Origin of the sequence: Kitasatospora sp. NPDC001547 (genome assembly GCF_042894165.1) — a bacterium.
In the GTDB taxonomy this organism is placed as follows: Bacteria; Actinomycetota; Actinomycetes; order Streptomycetales; family Streptomycetaceae; genus Kitasatospora.
This window is the reverse complement of record NZ_JBIAVL010000011.1, coordinates 60,086-76,433: the sequence shown is the minus strand read 5'-3', so window position 1 is coordinate 76,433 and position 16,348 is coordinate 60,086. Positions and strand designations below refer to the sequence as shown.

At 73.3% G+C, this 16,348-nt stretch carries 15 protein-coding genes; 14 read left to right on the top strand and 1 reads right to left on the bottom strand.

The features are described from left to right. The first annotated feature begins 23 nt into the window (after window positions 1-23). A complete protein-coding gene (locus ACFY0X_RS21045) occupies window positions 24-590 on the top strand; it encodes an ATP-binding protein (RefSeq protein WP_387756669.1) in 567 nt (188 codons plus the stop codon). 114 nt (window positions 591-704) lie between these two features. Here ACFY0X_RS21045 and idi read toward each other — a convergent pair whose 3' ends face one another. Then, window positions 705-1,358: an isopentenyl-diphosphate Delta-isomerase gene (idi, locus tag ACFY0X_RS21040; protein ID WP_359901625.1), complete on the bottom strand. Its 654-nt coding sequence runs from the start codon at window positions 1,356-1,358 to the stop codon at window positions 705-707. Window positions 1,359-1,965: 607 nt separating this feature from the next. Between idi and ACFY0X_RS21035 the strand changes: the two genes are divergently transcribed. From ACFY0X_RS21035 to hpnH, 13 genes are all read left to right on the top strand, one after another. Further along, window positions 1,966-2,721: a sugar phosphate nucleotidyltransferase gene (locus ACFY0X_RS21035; protein ID WP_387756668.1), complete on the top strand. Its 756-nt coding sequence runs from the start codon at window positions 1,966-1,968 to the stop codon at window positions 2,719-2,721. Next, on the top strand, window positions 2,709-3,770 hold the full coding sequence (locus tag ACFY0X_RS21030) for an iron-containing alcohol dehydrogenase family protein (protein WP_049649808.1): 1,062 nt from the start codon (window positions 2,709-2,711) through the stop codon (window positions 3,768-3,770). The genes ACFY0X_RS21035 and ACFY0X_RS21030 overlap by 13 nt, the downstream gene beginning before the upstream one ends. 91 nt (window positions 3,771-3,861) lie before the next feature. Beyond that, on the top strand, window positions 3,862-4,599 hold the full coding sequence (locus tag ACFY0X_RS21025; RefSeq protein WP_387756821.1) for a CDP-alcohol phosphatidyltransferase family protein: 738 nt from the start codon (window positions 3,862-3,864) through the stop codon (window positions 4,597-4,599). After that, a complete protein-coding gene (locus tag ACFY0X_RS21020; RefSeq protein WP_387756667.1) occupies window positions 4,596-5,495 on the top strand; it encodes a glycosyltransferase family 2 protein in 900 nt (299 codons plus the stop codon). Before ACFY0X_RS21025 ends, ACFY0X_RS21020 begins: the two co-directional genes overlap by 4 nt. Before the next feature lie 154 nt (window positions 5,496-5,649). Beyond that, window positions 5,650-6,591 (top strand): ABC transporter permease, encoded by a 942-nt coding sequence (locus ACFY0X_RS21015; protein ID WP_387756666.1) that lies wholly within the window; start codon window positions 5,650-5,652, stop codon window positions 6,589-6,591. Next, window positions 6,584-7,393, top strand: a complete 810-nt coding sequence (locus ACFY0X_RS21010) for an ABC transporter ATP-binding protein (protein ID WP_387756665.1) — start codon at window positions 6,584-6,586, stop codon at window positions 7,391-7,393. The genes ACFY0X_RS21015 and ACFY0X_RS21010 overlap by 8 nt, the downstream gene beginning before the upstream one ends. A gap of 303 nt (window positions 7,394-7,696) precedes the next feature. Next, window positions 7,697-8,659 (top strand): squalene synthase HpnC, encoded by a 963-nt coding sequence (gene hpnC / locus ACFY0X_RS21005; protein WP_387756664.1) that lies wholly within the window; start codon window positions 7,697-7,699, stop codon window positions 8,657-8,659. Window positions 8,660-8,700: 41 nt separating this feature from the next. Further along, entirely contained in the window at window positions 8,701-9,558 is an 858-nt protein-coding gene (gene hpnD, locus ACFY0X_RS21000; RefSeq protein WP_387756820.1) for a presqualene diphosphate synthase HpnD, read from the top strand. Between the two features lie 127 nt (window positions 9,559-9,685). Then, window positions 9,686-11,119, top strand: a complete 1,434-nt coding sequence (hpnE, locus tag ACFY0X_RS20995) for a hydroxysqualene dehydroxylase HpnE (RefSeq protein WP_387756663.1) — start codon at window positions 9,686-9,688, stop codon at window positions 11,117-11,119. Window positions 11,120-11,319: 200 nt separating this feature from the next. After that, a complete protein-coding gene (locus tag ACFY0X_RS20990) occupies window positions 11,320-12,408 on the top strand; it encodes a polyprenyl synthetase family protein (protein WP_387756662.1) in 1,089 nt (362 codons plus the stop codon). Between the two features lie 7 nt (window positions 12,409-12,415). Further along, complete coding sequence (gene shc / locus ACFY0X_RS20985; RefSeq protein ID WP_387756661.1) at window positions 12,416-14,497, top strand: squalene--hopene cyclase; 2,082 nt, start codon at window positions 12,416-12,418, stop codon at window positions 14,495-14,497. Then, complete coding sequence (locus tag ACFY0X_RS20980) at window positions 14,494-15,174, top strand: 1-hydroxy-2-methyl-2-butenyl 4-diphosphate reductase (protein WP_387756660.1); 681 nt, start codon at window positions 14,494-14,496, stop codon at window positions 15,172-15,174. Before shc ends, ACFY0X_RS20980 begins: the two co-directional genes overlap by 4 nt. Window positions 15,175-15,176: 2 nt before the next feature. Beyond that, complete coding sequence (hpnH, locus tag ACFY0X_RS20975) at window positions 15,177-16,205, top strand: adenosyl-hopene transferase HpnH (RefSeq protein WP_387756659.1); 1,029 nt, start codon at window positions 15,177-15,179, stop codon at window positions 16,203-16,205. The last annotated feature ends 143 nt before the right edge of the window (window positions 16,206-16,348 follow it).

The following is a 16,348-nucleotide window of genomic DNA, read 5'->3' as shown; positions in this document are numbered from 1 at the left end:
AGCCTCTGTGGACCGAGGGCGCCATGAGCGGATCGCCTGATTCCCGGGTCGCGGACGAAGGGCGGCTGGACGTGGAGCAGATCAGCGGAGCGGCGAAGGCCGAACCGAGACGCGGCGCGGGGCCGGAGGGCCTGGCCGGGGCCCCGGCCTCCGGAGGCCCGGCGGAGGGCGTGTGGCGCTTCCCGGTGCCGGCCGCCGAGGCCTCGGTGCCGCTCACCAGGCACGCGGTGCGCGACCGCCTGCTCGCCCAGGGGATGACCGGGGTGCGCTACCAGGAGCTGGTGGACGACCTGCTGCTGATCGTCTCGGAGCTGGTGAGCAACGCGGTGACGCACGCCGCCGAGCTGTCGCCCGAGGTGGTCACCGAGCTGTCGGTGCGCCGGTCCTGGGTGCGGGTGTCGGTCGAGGACGGCGACCCGTACCGGCCGAAGGCGCTGGAGAACGACACCGGACGCACCGGCGGGCGCGGGCTGCTGCTGGTGAAGAGCGTCACCCTCCAGGCCGGCGGGGTGTGCGACGTCGAACACACGGGGGAGGGCGGCAAGGTCATCTGGGCCTCGCTGCCCGTCCCCCCGGAGCCCGGCCACTGACCGGCCGGGCCCGGCGCCGGAGCGGCCGGACGGTGGACCGACGCTGCCGGACGGTGAACCGACGGCGCACGGCCGCGCAGCGAAGCGGCCCGCCCGGGAACCGACGGCTCCGGACTACCAGTCCCGCCCGGCGATCTCCCGGATGCCCGGCAGCGCGGCCTCGAAGACCGTCTCGAACCAGACCGAGAACGGCCGCTCCGCCCGCAGCTCCCGCAGCTCCTGCGCGGTCACGAAGGCGAAGTCGTCCACCTCCTCCGGGTCCGGCTCGACCGGGGCGGTCACCAGTCCCACGAACAGGTGGTTCCACTCCCGCTCGATCAGCCCGGACGCCTCGTCCGGCAGGTCGTAGCGGACGGTGCCCGCCTCGCAGAGCAGCGCCGGTGCGACGCCCAGCTCCTCGGCGGTGCGCCGGGCGGCGGCGACGAACGGCGGCTCGTCCGGGTACGGGTGGCCGCAGCAGGTGTTCGACCAGACGCCGGGGGAGTGGTACTTGCCGAGGGCCCGGCGCTGGAGCAGCAGCCGGCCCTGGCGGTCGAACAGGAAGACCGAGAAGGCCCGGTGCAGCCGGCCCGGCTGCTGGTGGGCCCAGAGCTTCTCGCCGGTGCCGATCGTGACGCCCTCGTCGTCGACCAGTTCCAGCAGGATCTCGGCTCCGGCGGGGGCGGACCCGGTGGCCCGGGGGTCGACCGTCACATCGGTCTCCACGTCGAGACCGGTGTCGATCTCGGCGGCGAAGTGCGTCGGGTCGGTCGGCAGACTCTGGGGCATGGGGCCTCTTTCGGGAACGGGAGCAACGGGAGCATCGGGTGCCTCCGACGCACCGGCTGGAGTGCGGCGGACACAGCGGGGGCACCGGCACCGGCGTCGGGCTCCAGTCTGCCGTATGGGTGGCACTCGGCAGGGGTCCCACGCACAACCGGGCGGATCATGACTCGGAGGAGTCGGAAACCGCCGGGAGAAGGGTCCGGGAAACCCTCGAAAGAGTCACGGAATTCGCAGAACCGTTCGGCGGACGTTCGGGGCCCGTTCGACCGTTCCGCACCCCTCTCGGTGAACCCCGGGCCGCCCCGCTGCCACCCCCACCGTCAGCCCCGCCGGCACCCCGCCCACCGGCTCCACCGCGCCCCCGCCCACGGCCCGCCGCCACCCCGGCCGCGAACCCCGCCCACCAGCCCGTCTCCCGCCCCCGGGCCTGCGGGCGCGTTCTGGTCGGTCGCCCTGGTCGCCTACCATCACATACGACACGGTGCCCGGATCTGTGCCGGCACCGGCGCGCCGCCGCCCGGCCCGGTCGAACCCCGGTCCGGGCGAACCAGTGGCGCCGCCGAACCCCCGGCGCGGCCCCGCGCACAGCACGACGGATCAGGAGACCCGCATGATCGGCCTCGTTCTGGCAGCCGGCGCCGGCCGCCGGCTGCGCCCGTACACCGACACCCTGCCCAAGGCGCTGGTGCCGGTCGACGGGGAACGGACCGTCCTGGACCTCACCCTCGGCAACTTCGCCGAGGTCGGACTGCGCGAGGCCGCGATAGTCGTCGGCTACCGCAAGGAGGCGGTGTACGACCGCAAGGACGCCCTGGAGAGCAAGTACGGCGTCAAGCTCCACCTGGTCGAGAACGACAAGGCCGAGGAGTGGAACAACGCCTACTCGCTCTGGTGCGCCCGCGACCTGTTCGCCGAGGGCCTGCTGCTCGCCAACGGCGACACCGTCCACCCGGCCTCCGTCCAGCGCACCATGCTGGAGGGCAACCAGCGGCTGACCGAGGCCGGCACCGCCCCCGGCATCCTGCTCGCCCTCGACACGGTGAAGAAGCTCGCCGACGAGGAGATGAAGGTCGTCGTCGACCCGGCCACCGGCATGCGCCGCATCACCAAGCTGATGGAGCCGGCCGAGGCGACCGGCGAGTACATCGGCGTCACCGTGATCAACCCGTCCGCCGCGGCCGACCTCACCGACGCGCTGCGCGCCACCTACGAGCGCGACCCGCAGCTGTACTACGAGGACGGCTACCAGGAGATGGTCAACCGCGGCCTGCGGATCGACGTGCAGCCGATCGGCGAGGTCTCCTGGGTCGAGGTCGACAACCACGACGACCTGGCGAAGGCCCGGGAGATCGCGTGCCGGTACTGACCCGCCTGGTCCCGTCGCCGCTGTTCGTCGAGATCCGCCCGGGCGCGCTGGACGCGCTCGGCGGCATCCTGGCGGACCAGCGGCTGTCGGCCTCGGGCCGGATCGCCGTCGCGATCAGCAACGGCTCCGGCTCGGCCATGCGCCGCCGCCTGGAGCCGGCCCTGCCCGGCGCCGACTGGTACAACGTGGACGACGGCAGCCTGGACAGCGCCGTGCGGCTGGCCGAAGCGATGCGCGGCGGGCACTACGACGCGATGGTCGGCCTCGGCGGCGGCAAGATCATCGACGCCGCCAAGTACGCCGCGGCCCGGGTCGGCCTGCCGCTGGTCGCGGTCGCCACCAACCTGGCCCACGACGGCATCTGCTCGCCGGTCTCCACCCTGGACAACGACGCCGGCCGCGGCTCCTACGGGGTGCCCAGCCCGATCGGCATCGTGGTCGACCTGGACGTGATCCGGCAGGCCCCGCAGCGCTTCGTGGCGGCCGGCGTGGGCGACGTCGTCTCCAACATCTCCGCGTGCGCGGACTGGGAGCTTTCGCACGCGGTGACCGGCGAGCCGGTGGACGGGCTGGCCGTGGCGATGGCCCGCTCGGCGGGCGAGAACCTGCTGCGGCACCCGGGAAGCACCCAGGACCAGGACCTCCTGACGGCGCTGGCCGAGGCCCTGGTACTGTCCGGCATCGCGATGAACATCGCGGGCAGCACCCGGCCCTCGTCGGGCGCCTGCCACGAGATCTCGCATGCCCTGGACGTGCTGTATCCCAAGCGGTCCGCCCAGCACGGCGAGCAGGTCGGCCTCGGCGCCGCCTTCGCCAGCTTCCTGCGGGGCGAGCGCGAGCTGACCGGTCTGATCGTGGAGCGCCTGGCGAGCCACGGACTACCGGTGACCGCGGCTCAGATCGGCTTCACCGAGGCGGAGTTCACCGAAGCGGTGCACTACGCTCCGAACACCCGACCGGGGCGCTTCACCATCCTCGAACACCTCGACCTCTCCCCTTCCGCAATCAGGGACGCGTACGCCGACTATGTCCAAGCCGTCAACAGCTGACCCCTCCACCGCGGGCACCCAGCGGCCCCCGGTGGACCTGACCCGCCGGCCCTCGATCGAGGAACTGCGCGCGGTGATCCACCCGGAGGGCATGCTCCAGCGCCGCAGCGCCGAGCACTGGGCCGGACGCCTGTACATGCGGAAGATCTCGCTGCGGATCACCCGCGTGCTCTCCACCGTGACGGCGATCACGCCCAACGGCCTGACGTACCTGATGATGTTCACCGGCATCCTGGCCGGTGCCGGGCTGGTCGTGCCGGGCATCGCGGGCGCCGTCCTGGGCGCCCTGCTGATCCAGGTCTACCTGCTGCTGGACTGCGTGGACGGCGAGGTGGCCCGCTGGCGCCGGCAGACCTCGCTCACCGGTGTCTACCTGGACCGGGTCGGCCACTACATGTCCGAGGCGGCGCTGCTGACCGGTCTCGGCCTGCGCGCCACCGACCTGCTGCACCGCGAGGGCTCCGGCTCGCACTGGGAGTGGGCCTTTCTCGGCACCCTGGCCGCGCTCGGCGCGATCCTGATCAAGTCCGAGACCGACCTGGTGGACGTCGCCCGGGCACGCAGCGGCCTGACGGCCGTCGAGGACAGCGCCTCGGTGCCGCGCTCGGCGTCCGTGGCCAAGGCCCGCCGGGCGGCCGCCTTCCTGAAGTTCCACCGGCTGGTCGGCGCGGTCGAGGCCTCGCTGCTGATCCTGGCCGCCGGCGTCGCCGACGCCGTGCACGGCGGACTGCTCTTCACCCGGCTCGCGGTGGTCGTCCTGGCGGCGATCGCGATGCTCCAGACCGTGCTCCACCTGCTGAGCATCGTCCTCTCCAGCAGGCTGCGATGAGTGCGGCGACGGACGCGGAGGACTTCCGCCTCGGCGCCGTGATCATCACCATGGGCAACCGGCCCGCCGAGCTCAACGCCCTGATCGAGGCCGTCCGCGCCCAGGAGGGCCGGGCGGTCGAGCTGGCCGTGGTCGGCCAGGGCGTGAAGCTGCCCCCGCTGCCGGAGGGCGTGCGCAGCGTCGAGCTGCCGGAGAACCTCGGCATCCCGGGCGGCCGCAACGTCGGCATCGAGCTGTTCGGCCGGGACGGGGCGGACGTCGACGCCATCCTCTTCCTGGACGACGACGGCAACCTGCCGCGGACCGACTCGGCCCGTCTGCTGCGCGAGGCCTTCACCGCCGACCCGGAGCTGGGCATCGTCTCCTTCCGGATCGCCGACCCGGACACCGGTGTCACCCAGCGCCGGCACGTCCCCCGGCTGCGCGCCAGCGACCCGCTGCGCTCGTCCCGGGTGACCACCTTCCTGGGCGGCGCGAGCGCGGTGCGCTGCAAGGTGTTCGAGCAGGCCGGGCAGCTGCCCGCCGAGTTCTTCTACGCCCACGAGGAGACCGACCTCGCGTGGCGCGCGCTGGACGCCGGCTGGGCCATCGACTACCGGGCGGACGTGGTGCTGCACCACCCCACGACCTCGCCGGCCCGCCACGCGAGCTACTTCCACAACGTGGCCCGCAACCGGGTCTGGCTCGCGAGGCGGAACCTTCCGGCCCTGTTGGTGCCTCTCTATCTGGGAACCTGGTTCCTGCTGACCCTGGCCCGCCGCCCCTCCCCGGAGGCGCTGAAGGCCTGGTGGGGCGGATTCCGGGCGGGTTGGCGCGAACCCTGCGGTCCGCGGCGGCCCATGCGGTGGCGTACCGTCTGGCGACTGACCAGGCTGGGCCGACCTCCGATCATCTGATCGCATCCGATGGCATCGCATCGAATGACCGATCGCTGCGGCCGGTGCCCACACACCGGCCGGCTCCCCCGAGATCCCAGTGGATCCCCATCGGTGCACGACCGGCGGACCCCGCCGACCGGCCGCCCCGACCGATCCCGCGTGAAGGACGAATGTGTCGACAGTGAGTGAACCCGTCAGCCTCTCGGCCCCCAGGGGGGCGGACGCGGGCCTGACCCCCAAGCAGCTTGCGGACAAGTACGGTCTGGCGGTGAGCGGCGCCCGTCCCGGCCTGTTCGCCTACTCCAAGCAGCTCTGGGCCCGGCGCCACTTCATTTGGGCCTTCGCCACCGCCCGACTGGTGGCGCAGTACACCAACGCCAAGCTCGGCCAGCTGTGGCAGGTGGTGACCCCGCTGCTCAACTGCGCGGTGTTCTACCTGGTCTTCGGTGTGATCCTGGCGAGCAAGCAGGGCTTCCCGGACCAGACGTACATCGCCTGGCTGTGCATCGGCGTCTTCGTCTTCCAGTTCACCCAGAACGCGGTGCAGGCCGGCACCCGGGCGATCTCCGACAACCTCGGGCTGATCCGGGCGCTGCACTTCCCCCGGGCCAGCCTCCCGATCGCCTTCACCGTGATCCAGCTCCAGCAGCTGCTGATCTCGATGGTGGTCCTGGTCATCACGGTGCTCGCGGCCGGCATCACCCCGGGCCGGACCTGGCTGCTGATCATCCCGGCGCTGCTGCTGCAGACGCTCTTCAACACCGGCATCTCGCTGGTGATGGCCCGGATCGGTTCCCGGACCAGCGACATCTCCCAGCTGATCCCGTTCGTGATGCGCGCCTGGATGTTCCTGTCCGGCGTGATGTTCAGCATCCAGGACAAGATCTCGCACTGGCCGCAGTTCATCCAGACCCTGATGGCCGCCAACCCGGCGTCGGTCTACATGGACCTGCTGCGGCACGCCTTCGCGCCGGTCATCTACAACCCGCACCAGCCGGTCCACCAGACCCTGCCGTCGCACCTGTGGGAGTACGGCATCGCCTGGGGCGTGGGCATGTTCGTCGTCGGATACGTCTTCTTCTGGAAGGCCGAGGAGGAGTACGGCCGTGGCTGACCTCGAACTGAGCAAGAACGACCTCGTCCAGGACGCGGACGTGGCCCGCGAGCCCACCGTCGTCGTCGACGACGTGCACATCGTCTACAAGGTGCACGGCGCCGGCTCCGGCAAGGGCAGCGCCACCTCGGCGCTGAGCCGCATCATCAGCCGCAAGCGCGCCGCCGGCGTGCGCGAGGTGCACGCGGTCAAGGGCGTCAGCTTCACCGCGTACAAGGGTGAGGCGATCGGCCTGATCGGCTCCAACGGCTCCGGCAAGTCGACCATGCTGGCCGCCATCGCCGGCCTGCTGCCGACCGAGAAGGGCGGCATCTACACCAACGGCCAGCCCTCGCTGCTGGGCGTCAACGCCGCGCTGATGAACGAGCTCACCGGTGAGCGCAACGTCATCCTCGGCTGCCTGGCGATGGGCATGACCCCGGCCCAGGTGAAGGCGCGCTACCAGGACATCGTCGACTTCTCGGGCATCAACGACAAGGGCGACTTCATCTCCCTGCCGATGCGCACCTACTCCTCCGGCATGGGCGCCCGGCTGCGCTTCTCGATCGCGGCCGCGAAGACCCACGACGTGCTGCTGATCGACGAGGCCCTCGCCACCGGCGACCAGGCCTTCCAGCAGCGCAGCAAGCGCCGGATCGACGAGCTGCGCAAGTCCGCCGGCACGGTCTTCCTGGTCAGCCACGACAACAACTCGATCCGCGAGGTCTGCGAGCGGACCATATGGATCGAGGCCGGCGAGCTGGTCATGGACGGACCGACCGAGGAGGTCGTGAGCCGCTACGAGCGCGGCGAGCGGCCGTAGTCCCCGCACACCCGCAGGGGCCGGTCCCGGAACTTCCGGGGCCGGCCCCTGGTCCTTCGCGCCGCCCGGGATCGCGGTCCGGGGCACCGTCCGGCCGCCGCCGCGGGGGTGAGCGCCGGGTGTCCCGGGCGGGGCGCTCTTCTCCGGCGGGCCCGGGCGTGTCAGCCTGGTGGTCTCGGGGGCGGTGTGCCGTGCGTGACGCCCGCGCTCGGACGCGTGTCCGAGTCGGGCCGGTCGTGCCAAGCGGTGTAGAACGGGGGAGTGACAGCAGTGTCGGCTTCGGCCCAGCCCAGAGATACGCCGGTGAACGGTTCCGCAGGACAGACCCTGGACAAGGCGGGCGCGGAGAACTTCCCCGTCGCCCCGTTCTTCCTGCCCGCGGCCTGGCGCGACGACCTGATGGCGGTGTACGGCTTCGCCCGCCTGGTCGACGACACCGGCGACGGCGACCTGGCCGACCCGGCCGCCACCGGCCGGCTGCTCGGGGTCGAGCAGGCGCCCCCCGCCACCCCTTCGGACCAGCCCGGCCCGCCGACCGCGCAGGAGACCGCCTTCCGGCTCGCCCTGCTCGACGGCCTGGAGCGGGACCTCGACCGGGCCTTCGAGAGCGCCCTGCGCGCCTCCGGCGGTTCCGGAGCCGACGCCGACCGCCCCCGCCACCCGCTGATGAGCGCGCTCGTCCCGCTGGTCGACCGCCGCGGGCTCACCCCCGAGCCGTTCCGCCGTCTGATCGAGGCCAACCGGGTGGACCAGACCACCGCCCGCTACGCCACCTTCGACGACCTGGTCGGCTACTGCACCCTTTCCGCCGACCCGGTCGGCCGGCTGGTGCTGGCCATCGCGGGCGTCTCCACCCCCGAGCGGATCGAGCTCTCGGACGCCGTCTGCACCGGCCTCCAGGTGGTCGAACACCTCCAGGACGTGGCCGAGGACCTGGCCCACGGCCGGATCTACCTGCCCGCCGAGGACATGGCCCGCTTCGGCGTCACCGAGGCCGACCTGGCCGCGCCCTCCGCCGACGGCGCCGTCCGCGAGCTGATCGCCTTCGAGGTCGAGCGGGCCCGCACCCTGCTCGATCGCGGCGCACCATTGGTAGGTACGGTTCGGGGGAGGCTTCGACTGCTCCTGGCGGGATTCACCGCAGGCGGCTACGCGGCCCTGGCGGCCGTCGAGGACGCCGGGTACGACGTGCTCGCCCGGCAGGCGAAGCCGGACAAGCGCCGCCTCGCAGCGAAGGCGGCGGCCATCTTCGCGAAGGGAAGGTGAACGCCCGAGTGGCGGCATCACCACTGGCGTCGGCCCAGGTCATGGCGGCGTACCGGTACTGCGAGGCAGTCACCGGACTGCAGGCGCGCAACTTCAGCTACGGCATCCGCCTGCTGCCCGAACCCAAGCGGCTGGCCATGTCGGCCCTGTACGCCCTGGCCCGCCGGGTGGACGACATCGGCGACGGCGACCTCCCGGAGGACCGCAAGGCCGAGGCGCTGCTGCGCACCCGGGAACTGGTGGACGAGGTCCGCTCCGGGGTGGTCGCCGAGGACGACACCGACCCGATCAAGGTCGCCCTGGCCGACGCGGCCCGCCGCTTCCCGATCCCGCTCGGCGGCTTCGACGAGCTGATCGACGGCGTCGAGATGGACCTCAAGGGCGCCGAGTACCAGACCTACGAGGAATTGAAGGTCTACTGCCGCTGCGTGGCCGGCGCGATCGGCCGGCTCTCGCTGGGCGTCTACGGCTGCGACGACCCGGAGCTCGGGGCGCGCTACGCGGACACCCTGGGCCTGGCGCTGCAGCTCACCAACATCCTGCGCGACCTGCGCGAGGACGCCCTGAACGGCCGCACCTACCTGCCCGCCGAGGACCTGGTCCGGTTCGGCTGCGAGCAGGGCTTCGCCCTTCCCGCGCCGCCGGTCGGCGCGGACTTCACCGGCCTGGTGGCCTTCGAGGCCGCCCGCGCCCAGGCCGCCTTCGAGGAGGGCCTGCGGCTGCTGCCGATGCTCGACCGCCGCAGCCGCGCCTGTACCGCCGCGATGGCCGGGATCTACCACCGGCTGCTCGGCCGGATCGCCGCCGACCCGGAGTCGGTGCTGCGCGGCCGGGTCTCGCTGCCGGGCTGGGAGAAGGCGTACGTGGCGCTTTCCGGGCTCGCCGGGGGGCGTTCTTGATTCTCGCGACAGTTCTGTCACGCTGTGTCAGCGCGGAATCACGGGCGGGTGGTTCCGTGTCCACCGAACGAGTACCGGCTTCCGTGACCGCCTGCGGGCGGTCCACCGACTGCGAGGGGAAGGGCCGATGACCGGGCGAGCCGATGCCGCGCGCCCGGCCGCCGTCGTGGTCGGCGGCGGCCTGGCCGGGATCACCGCCGCACTGCGCCTCGCCGAGGCGGGCCACAAGGTCACCCTCGCCGAGGGCCGGCCCCGGCTCGGCGGCCTGGCCTTCTCCTTCCAGCGCGGCGAGCTGACCGTCGACAACGGCCAGCACGTGTACCTGCGCTGCTGCACCGCCTACCGCGGCCTGCTGGAGCGCCTCGGCGCCACCCGGCTGGTCCACCTCCAGGACCGCCTCGACATCCCGGTGCTCTCCGTCACCGGGCCCGGGGCCGCCCCGGTGCGCACCCTCGGCCGACTGCGCCGGACCGGTCTGCCCGTCCCGCTGCACCTGGCCGGCAGCCTGGCCCGCTACCCGCACCTGTCCGCGGCCGACCGCGCCCGGGTGGTCCGCGGCGCGCTCGCCCTGCAGGGCCTGGACCTCGCCGACCCGGCGCTGGACCGGATTTCCTTCGGCGAGTGGCTGCGCCGCAACGGGCAGAACGCCGCCACCAGGGCCGCCCTGTGGGACCTCGTCGGCGTCGCCACCCTGAACGGCCGGGCCGACCAGGTGTCGATGGCGCTCGCCGGGATGGTGTTCAAGACCGGCCTGCTCTCCGACCCGGGTGCCTCGGACATCGGCATCTCCGCCGTCCCGCTCGGCACGATCCACCACGACCGGGCGCTGGCCGAGCTGGAGCGGGCCGGCGTCCGGGTGCTGCTGCGGGCCCGGGCGGCCGAGCTGAAGCCCGCCGCGCCGCAGCACGCCGTCCGGCTGGAGAGCGGCGAACTGCTCACCGCCGACACCGTCGTGCTGGCCGGCGCCCAGGACAGCGCGGCCGCGCTGCTGCCGCCGAACGCCGTCCCCGGGCAGGAGCGGCTGGCCGGCTTCGGCACCGCGCCGATCCTCAACGTCCACGTGGTCTACGACCGCCAGGTGCTGCGCCGGCCGTTCTTCGCCGCGCTCGGCTCCCCGGTCCAGTGGGTCTTCGACCGCACCGCGCACTCCGGCCTGGCCGCCACCCCGCTGGGCCTGGCGCACCCGGGCGCCCAGTACCTGGCGCTGTCGCAGTCCGCCGCGCAGGACGAGATCGACCTGCCGGTCGCCGAGCTGCGCGGCCGCTACCTGCCCGAGCTGGGCCGGCTGCTGCCGGCCGCGGCCCGGGCCGAGGTGCTGGACTTCTTCGTCACCCGGGAGCGCACCGCGACGTTCGACCCGGCCCCGGGCAACGCGGCACTGCGCCCGTCGGCCCGCACCGACGTCCCCGGCCTGCTGCTGGCCGGCTCGTGGACCGCCACCGGCTGGCCCGCGACCATGGAGGGGGCCGTGCGCAGCGGCCACGCCGCGGCCGACGCCGCGCTCGCCGCGGCCGGCACCCGGGTGCCGGTGGACCGCGGCGACGGGAGGTGGCCCAGGTGACGGCGGGCCCCGCCGCCGGAGAGCCCGCCAGAGCCGACGGGCGTACCGTCGAGCGCATCGGCGCAACCACCACGAGCGGCCCGGTCGGCCGCACCGGCACCACTGGCACCGGCACCATTGGCACTGGGTTCGACACCAGCCGCACCGACAGCACCCGGCCGCCCCGTGCGGTCCGGCACCCCGAGGGAGAGGGAACGCACGTGGAGTCACGCACCGGCATCGCCGTCGGAGGCACGGCGCACGCCGAACCGGTCTCGGTGCCGGAGCTGCTCGCCCGCAGCCGTACGCTCTGCACCCCGCCACTACGGGCCGCCGTCGCCCGTTTGGCCGCACCCATGGACACCGTCGCCGCCTACCACTTCGGCTGGATCGACCGGGACGGCACCCCGGTGGTGGGGGACGGCGGCAAGGCCGTGCGCCCGGCGCTGGCGCTGCTGTCCGCCCGGGCCACCGGCGCGGCGGCCGAGGCGGGGGTGCCCGGCGGGGTCGCGGTTGAACTGGTGCACAACTTCTCCCTCCTCCATGATGATCTGATGGACGGTGACGAGACCCGACGGCACCGGGCCACCGCCTGGACGGTCTTCGGGCCGGCCCAGGCGATCCTGGTCGGCGACGCCCTGGCGACGCTCGGCACGGAGGTTCTGCTCGACGCCGCGGTGACCGGCGGCGCGAGCGCCACCGACGCGGCGCGTGCCGTCCGGCTGCTCACCACGGCGACCCGCCGGCTGATCGACGGCCAGGCCATGGACGTCGCCTTCGAACAGCGCGACAGCGTCACGGTCGCGGAGTGCCTGGAGATGGAGGGCGGCAAGACGGCGGCCCTGCTGGCCGCCGCCTCGGCGATCGGCGCCGTCCTGGCCGGCGCCGACGACAAGGTCTCCGGCGCGCTCGAGCGCTACGGCTACCACCTGGGCCTGGCCTTCCAGGCGGTGGACGACCTGCTCGGCATCTGGGGTGCCACCGAGGTCACCGGCAAGCCGCACTGGGGTGACCTGCGCCAGCGCAAGAAGTCCCTGCCGGTGGCCGCCGCACTGGCCGAGGGCGGAGCGGCCTCGCGCCGGCTCGCCGGGCAGCTGGCCGACCCGAAGGGACGCGGGGAGGAGAGCGAGCCCGAGCTCGCCGCCCGCGCCGCGCTGATCGAGGAGGCCGGCGGCCGCGCCTGGACCCAGGAGGAGGCCCGCCGCCAGCACACGACTGCCCTCGCCGCCCTGGACGAGGTGCCCATGACCGACGAGGTGCGCGAGCACTTCGTCGCACTCGCCGAATTCGTGGTGGTACGAGAGAGGTGACGTTACGTTGACAGCAACCGCGGACGGCCGGCTCGACCCTGAGTACGATCCCGAGCCGGTCGCGGTGGGCGACCGCCCCCCGGCCCTGCTGGGGACGGGGCGGTGGCAGCCCGAGGACGCCGACCGGCTCCGGCCGGCCGGTGAGACGGACCTCCGACCGGCCGACGCACGGGAGGCCCTGGCCCGCGCCACCACGCACCTGCTCTCCCTGCAGTCGTCCGAGGGCTGGTGGAAGGGCGACCTGGAGACCAACGTCACCATGGACGCCGAGGACCTACTGCTCCGCCAGTTCCTCGGGATCCGCACCGAGGAGCAGACCCGCGCCACCGCCGAGTGGATCCGCTCCCAGCAGCGCGAGGACGGCACCTGGTCCACCTTCCACGGCGGGCCGCCCGAACTCTCCACCACCGTCGAGGCGTACGTCGCGCTCAAACTGGCCGGTGACGACCCGGACGCCCCGCACATGCTGGCGGCCGCGCGCTACGTCCGCTCCGCCGGGGGCATCGCGGCCGCCCGGGTGTTCACCCGGATCTGGCTCGCCCTGTTCGGTTGGTGGCCGTGGGAGCGGCTGCCGGAGATGCCGCCCGAGATCATCTTCCTGCCCAAGTGGCTGCCGCTGAACATCTACGCCTTCGGCTGCTGGGCCCGCCAGACCATCGTCCCGCTGACCGTCGTCTCCTCGCACCGCCCGGTCCGCCCGGCCCCCTTCGCGCTCACCGAGCTGCACACCGACCCGAACGACCCGTACCCCCAACGCCCGCCGGCCCCCGCCACCACCTGGGACGGCCTCTTCGAACGCCTGGACAAGGCGCTGCACGCCTACCACCGCCGGGCCTTCCGCCCGCTGCGCCGGCTGGCCGTCTCGCAGGCCTGCCGCTGGATCGTCGAACGGCAGGAGGCCGACGGCTGCTGGGGCGGCATCCAGCCGCCGGCCGTCTACTCGCTGATCGCCCTGCACCTGGAGGGCTACGAGCTGGAGCACCCGGTGATGAAGGCCGGGCTCTCCTCCTTCGACCGGTTCACCGTGCACACCGAGGACGGCAAGCGCTGGCTGGAGGCCTGCCAGTCCCCGGTCTGGGACACCTGCCTGGCCACCATCGCCCTCGTCGACGCCGGGGTCCCGGCCGACCACCCGGCGCTGGTCTCCGCCGTCGACTGGATGCTCGGCGAGGAGATCCGCAAGCCCGGCGACTGGGCCGTCCAGCGGCCCGGGCTCGCCCCCGGCGGCTGGGCCTTCGAGTTCGAGAACGACACCTACCCGGACATCGACGACACCGCCGAGGTGGTGCTCGCGCTGCGCCGGGTCGCCCACCCCGACCCGGCCAGGGTCGACGCGGCGGTGGAGCGGGGCGTGCTGTGGAACCTCGGCATGCAGTCCAAGAACGGCGCCTGGGCCGCCTTCGACGTCGACAACACCAGCACGCTGCCCAACAAGCTGCCGTTCTGCGACTTCGGCGAGGTGGTCGACCCGCCGTCCGCCGACGTCACCGCGCACGTGGTGGAGATGCTCGCCGAGACCGGCCGCGCCCGCGACCCCAGGACCAGGCGCGGCATCGAGTGGCTGCTGCGCAACCAGGAGGCGGACGGCTCCTGGTTCGGCCGCTGGGGCACCAACTACATCTACGGCACCGGCTCGGTGCTGCCCGCCCTGGTGGCGGCCGGAGTCCCGGACGAGCACCCGGCGATCCGCCGGGCGGTGCGCTGGCTGGAGGACCGGCAGAACGCCGACGGCGGCTGGGGCGAGGACATGCGCTCCTACGACGACCCGGCGCGCTGGGCCGGGCGCGGCGACTCCACCGCCTCGCAGACCGCGTGGGCGCTGATGGCGCTGCTCGCGGCCGGGGAAGGGCCGCAGGGCCGGGCCAACCCGGCCGTCGAGCGCGGCGCGGACTGGCTGGTGCGCACCCAGCTGCCCGAGGGCACCTGGGACGAGCCGCAGTTCACCGGCACCGGCTTCCCCTGGGACTTCTCCATCAACTACCACCTCTACCGGCTGGTCTTCCCGGTCACCGCGCTGGGCCGCTACCTCAACGGCGCCCCGGGCACGAGCCGGGCCGACGGCGCCCCGGCGATCGGGGCGTCGCGGTGACCACCGCACCCCTGCTGGTGCTCTGCGCCCTGGGCCCCGAGGTCTGGGCCCTGCGCGGCGGTGACTGGCGCGGCGCGGCCGGCGGGCCCCCGGTGCTGGTGCGCACCGGGGTCGGCCGGCGGCGCGCCGGGCTGGCCGTCCGGCGGCTGCTCGGCTCCGCCCCCGCCGGGTACGGCGCCGTGGTGGTGGCCGGCTTCGGCGCCGCGCTCGGCCCGGGCGTGCTGCCCGGCGACGTGGTCGCCGCCGACGGCGTGCGCGACGCCGAGGGCCACCTGTACCCGCTCGACTCCGGGGCGGAGCTCACCCGGGTGCTGAAGGAGCGCGGCCTGACCGTGCACACCGGGGTGCACCACACCGCCGACCACGTGGTGCGCGGCATCGAACGGCGGGCGCTGCACGTCCAGGGCGCGCTCGCCGTCGACATGGAGGCCGCCGCCGTCCTGGCCGCGCTGCGCGAGACGCGGCCCGCGCTGCCGGCCGCCGTCCTGCGGGTGGTGGTGGACACGCCCGAGCACGAGCTGCTGCGGTTCGGCACCCTCCCGGCCGGGGTGCGCGCCTGGCGGACCCTGCGGGCGACGGTACCCGCCCTCGTCGACTGGTACCGGCAGGAGCGCGCGCCCGGCTCCGCAGACCTGAACCACCCCACATCCTCGACGCTCCCCCAGGAGGCGAGCTAGCCATGGCCATGCCGTTGCGCCAGACCGTGCGGGTCGGCACCTACCTCATGCAGCAGAAGCTGCTCAAGCGCCGGGACAAGTTCCCACTGATCGTGGAGCTGGAACCGCTCTTCGCCTGCAACCTCGCCTGCGAGGGCTGCGGCAAGATCCAGCACCCGGCGGGCGTCCTGAAGCAGCGGATGCCCGTCGCCCAGGCGGTCGGCGCGGTCCTGGAGTCGGGTGCCCCGATGGTCTCGATCGCCGGCGGCGAGCCGCTGATGCACCCGCAGATCGACGAGATCGTCCGGCAGCTGGTCGAGCGCCGCAAGTACGTCTTCCTCTGCACCAACGCGCTGCTGTTGCGCAAGAAGATGGACAAGTTCAGGCCCTCGCCGTACTTCACCTTCGCCGTGCACATCGACGGCATGCGGGAGCGGCACGACGAGTCGGTGGCCAAGGAGGGCACCTTCGACGAGGCGGTGGCCGCGATCAAGGAGGCCAAGCGGCGCGGCTTCCGGGTCACCACCAACAGCACCTTCTTCAACACCGACACCCCGCAGACCGTCATCGAGGTGCTGGACTACCTCAACGACGAGCTCAAGGTGGACGAGATGATGATCTCGCCCGCCTACGCCTACGAGAAGGCCCCCGACCAGGAGCACTTCCTCGGCGTCGAGCAGACCAGGGAGCTCTTCCGCAAGGCCTTCGCCGGCGGCAACCGCAGGCGCTGGCGGCTCAACCACAGCCCGCTCTTCCTGGACTTCCTGGAGGGCAAGGCCGACTTCGAGTGCACCCCCTGGGGCATCCCCAACTACTCGCTGTTCGGCTGGCAGCGGCCCTGCTATCTGATGGCCGACGGCTACGTGCCCACCTACCGCGAACTGGTCGAGAAGACCGACTGGAGCAAGTACGGCCGCGGCCGGGACCCACGCTGCGAGAACTGCATGGCCCACTGCGGCTACGAGCCGACCGCCGTCCTCGCGACGATGGGCTCGCTCCAGCAGTCGCTGCGCGCCATCACCGAGACCGTCAACGGCAACAAGGGCCGCTGAAACGGGACTTGACTCCGGCCCGGGCCCCGCGCCCGGGCCGGCTCCGCCCCAGTGCCGGGCCGGGCACTGCCGCAGAACCCGGGCCGGGCTCCCGCCCCGAACCGGGCCGGCGCCCTGTCCCGTCCGGGCGGAGGCACCACCGC

Coding starts and splice junctions, on each gene's coding strand:
- ACFY0X_RS21045 (WP_387756669.1), top strand. CDS start 24: ATGAGCGGATCGCCTGATTCCCGGGTCGCGGACGAAGGGCGGCTGGAC.
- idi (WP_359901625.1), bottom strand. CDS start 1,358: ATGCCCCAGAGTCTGCCGACCGACCCGACGCACTTCGCCGCCGAGATC.
- ACFY0X_RS21035 (WP_387756668.1), top strand. CDS start 1,966: ATGATCGGCCTCGTTCTGGCAGCCGGCGCCGGCCGCCGGCTGCGCCCG.
- ACFY0X_RS21025 (WP_387756821.1), top strand. CDS start 3,862: ATGCTCCAGCGCCGCAGCGCCGAGCACTGGGCCGGACGCCTGTACATG.
- ACFY0X_RS21020 (WP_387756667.1), top strand. CDS start 4,596: ATGAGTGCGGCGACGGACGCGGAGGACTTCCGCCTCGGCGCCGTGATC.
- hpnD (WP_387756820.1), top strand. CDS start 8,701: ATGGCGGCGTACCGGTACTGCGAGGCAGTCACCGGACTGCAGGCGCGC.
- hpnE (WP_387756663.1), top strand. CDS start 9,686: ATGACCGGGCGAGCCGATGCCGCGCGCCCGGCCGCCGTCGTGGTCGGC.
- hpnH (WP_387756659.1), top strand. CDS start 15,177: ATGGCCATGCCGTTGCGCCAGACCGTGCGGGTCGGCACCTACCTCATG.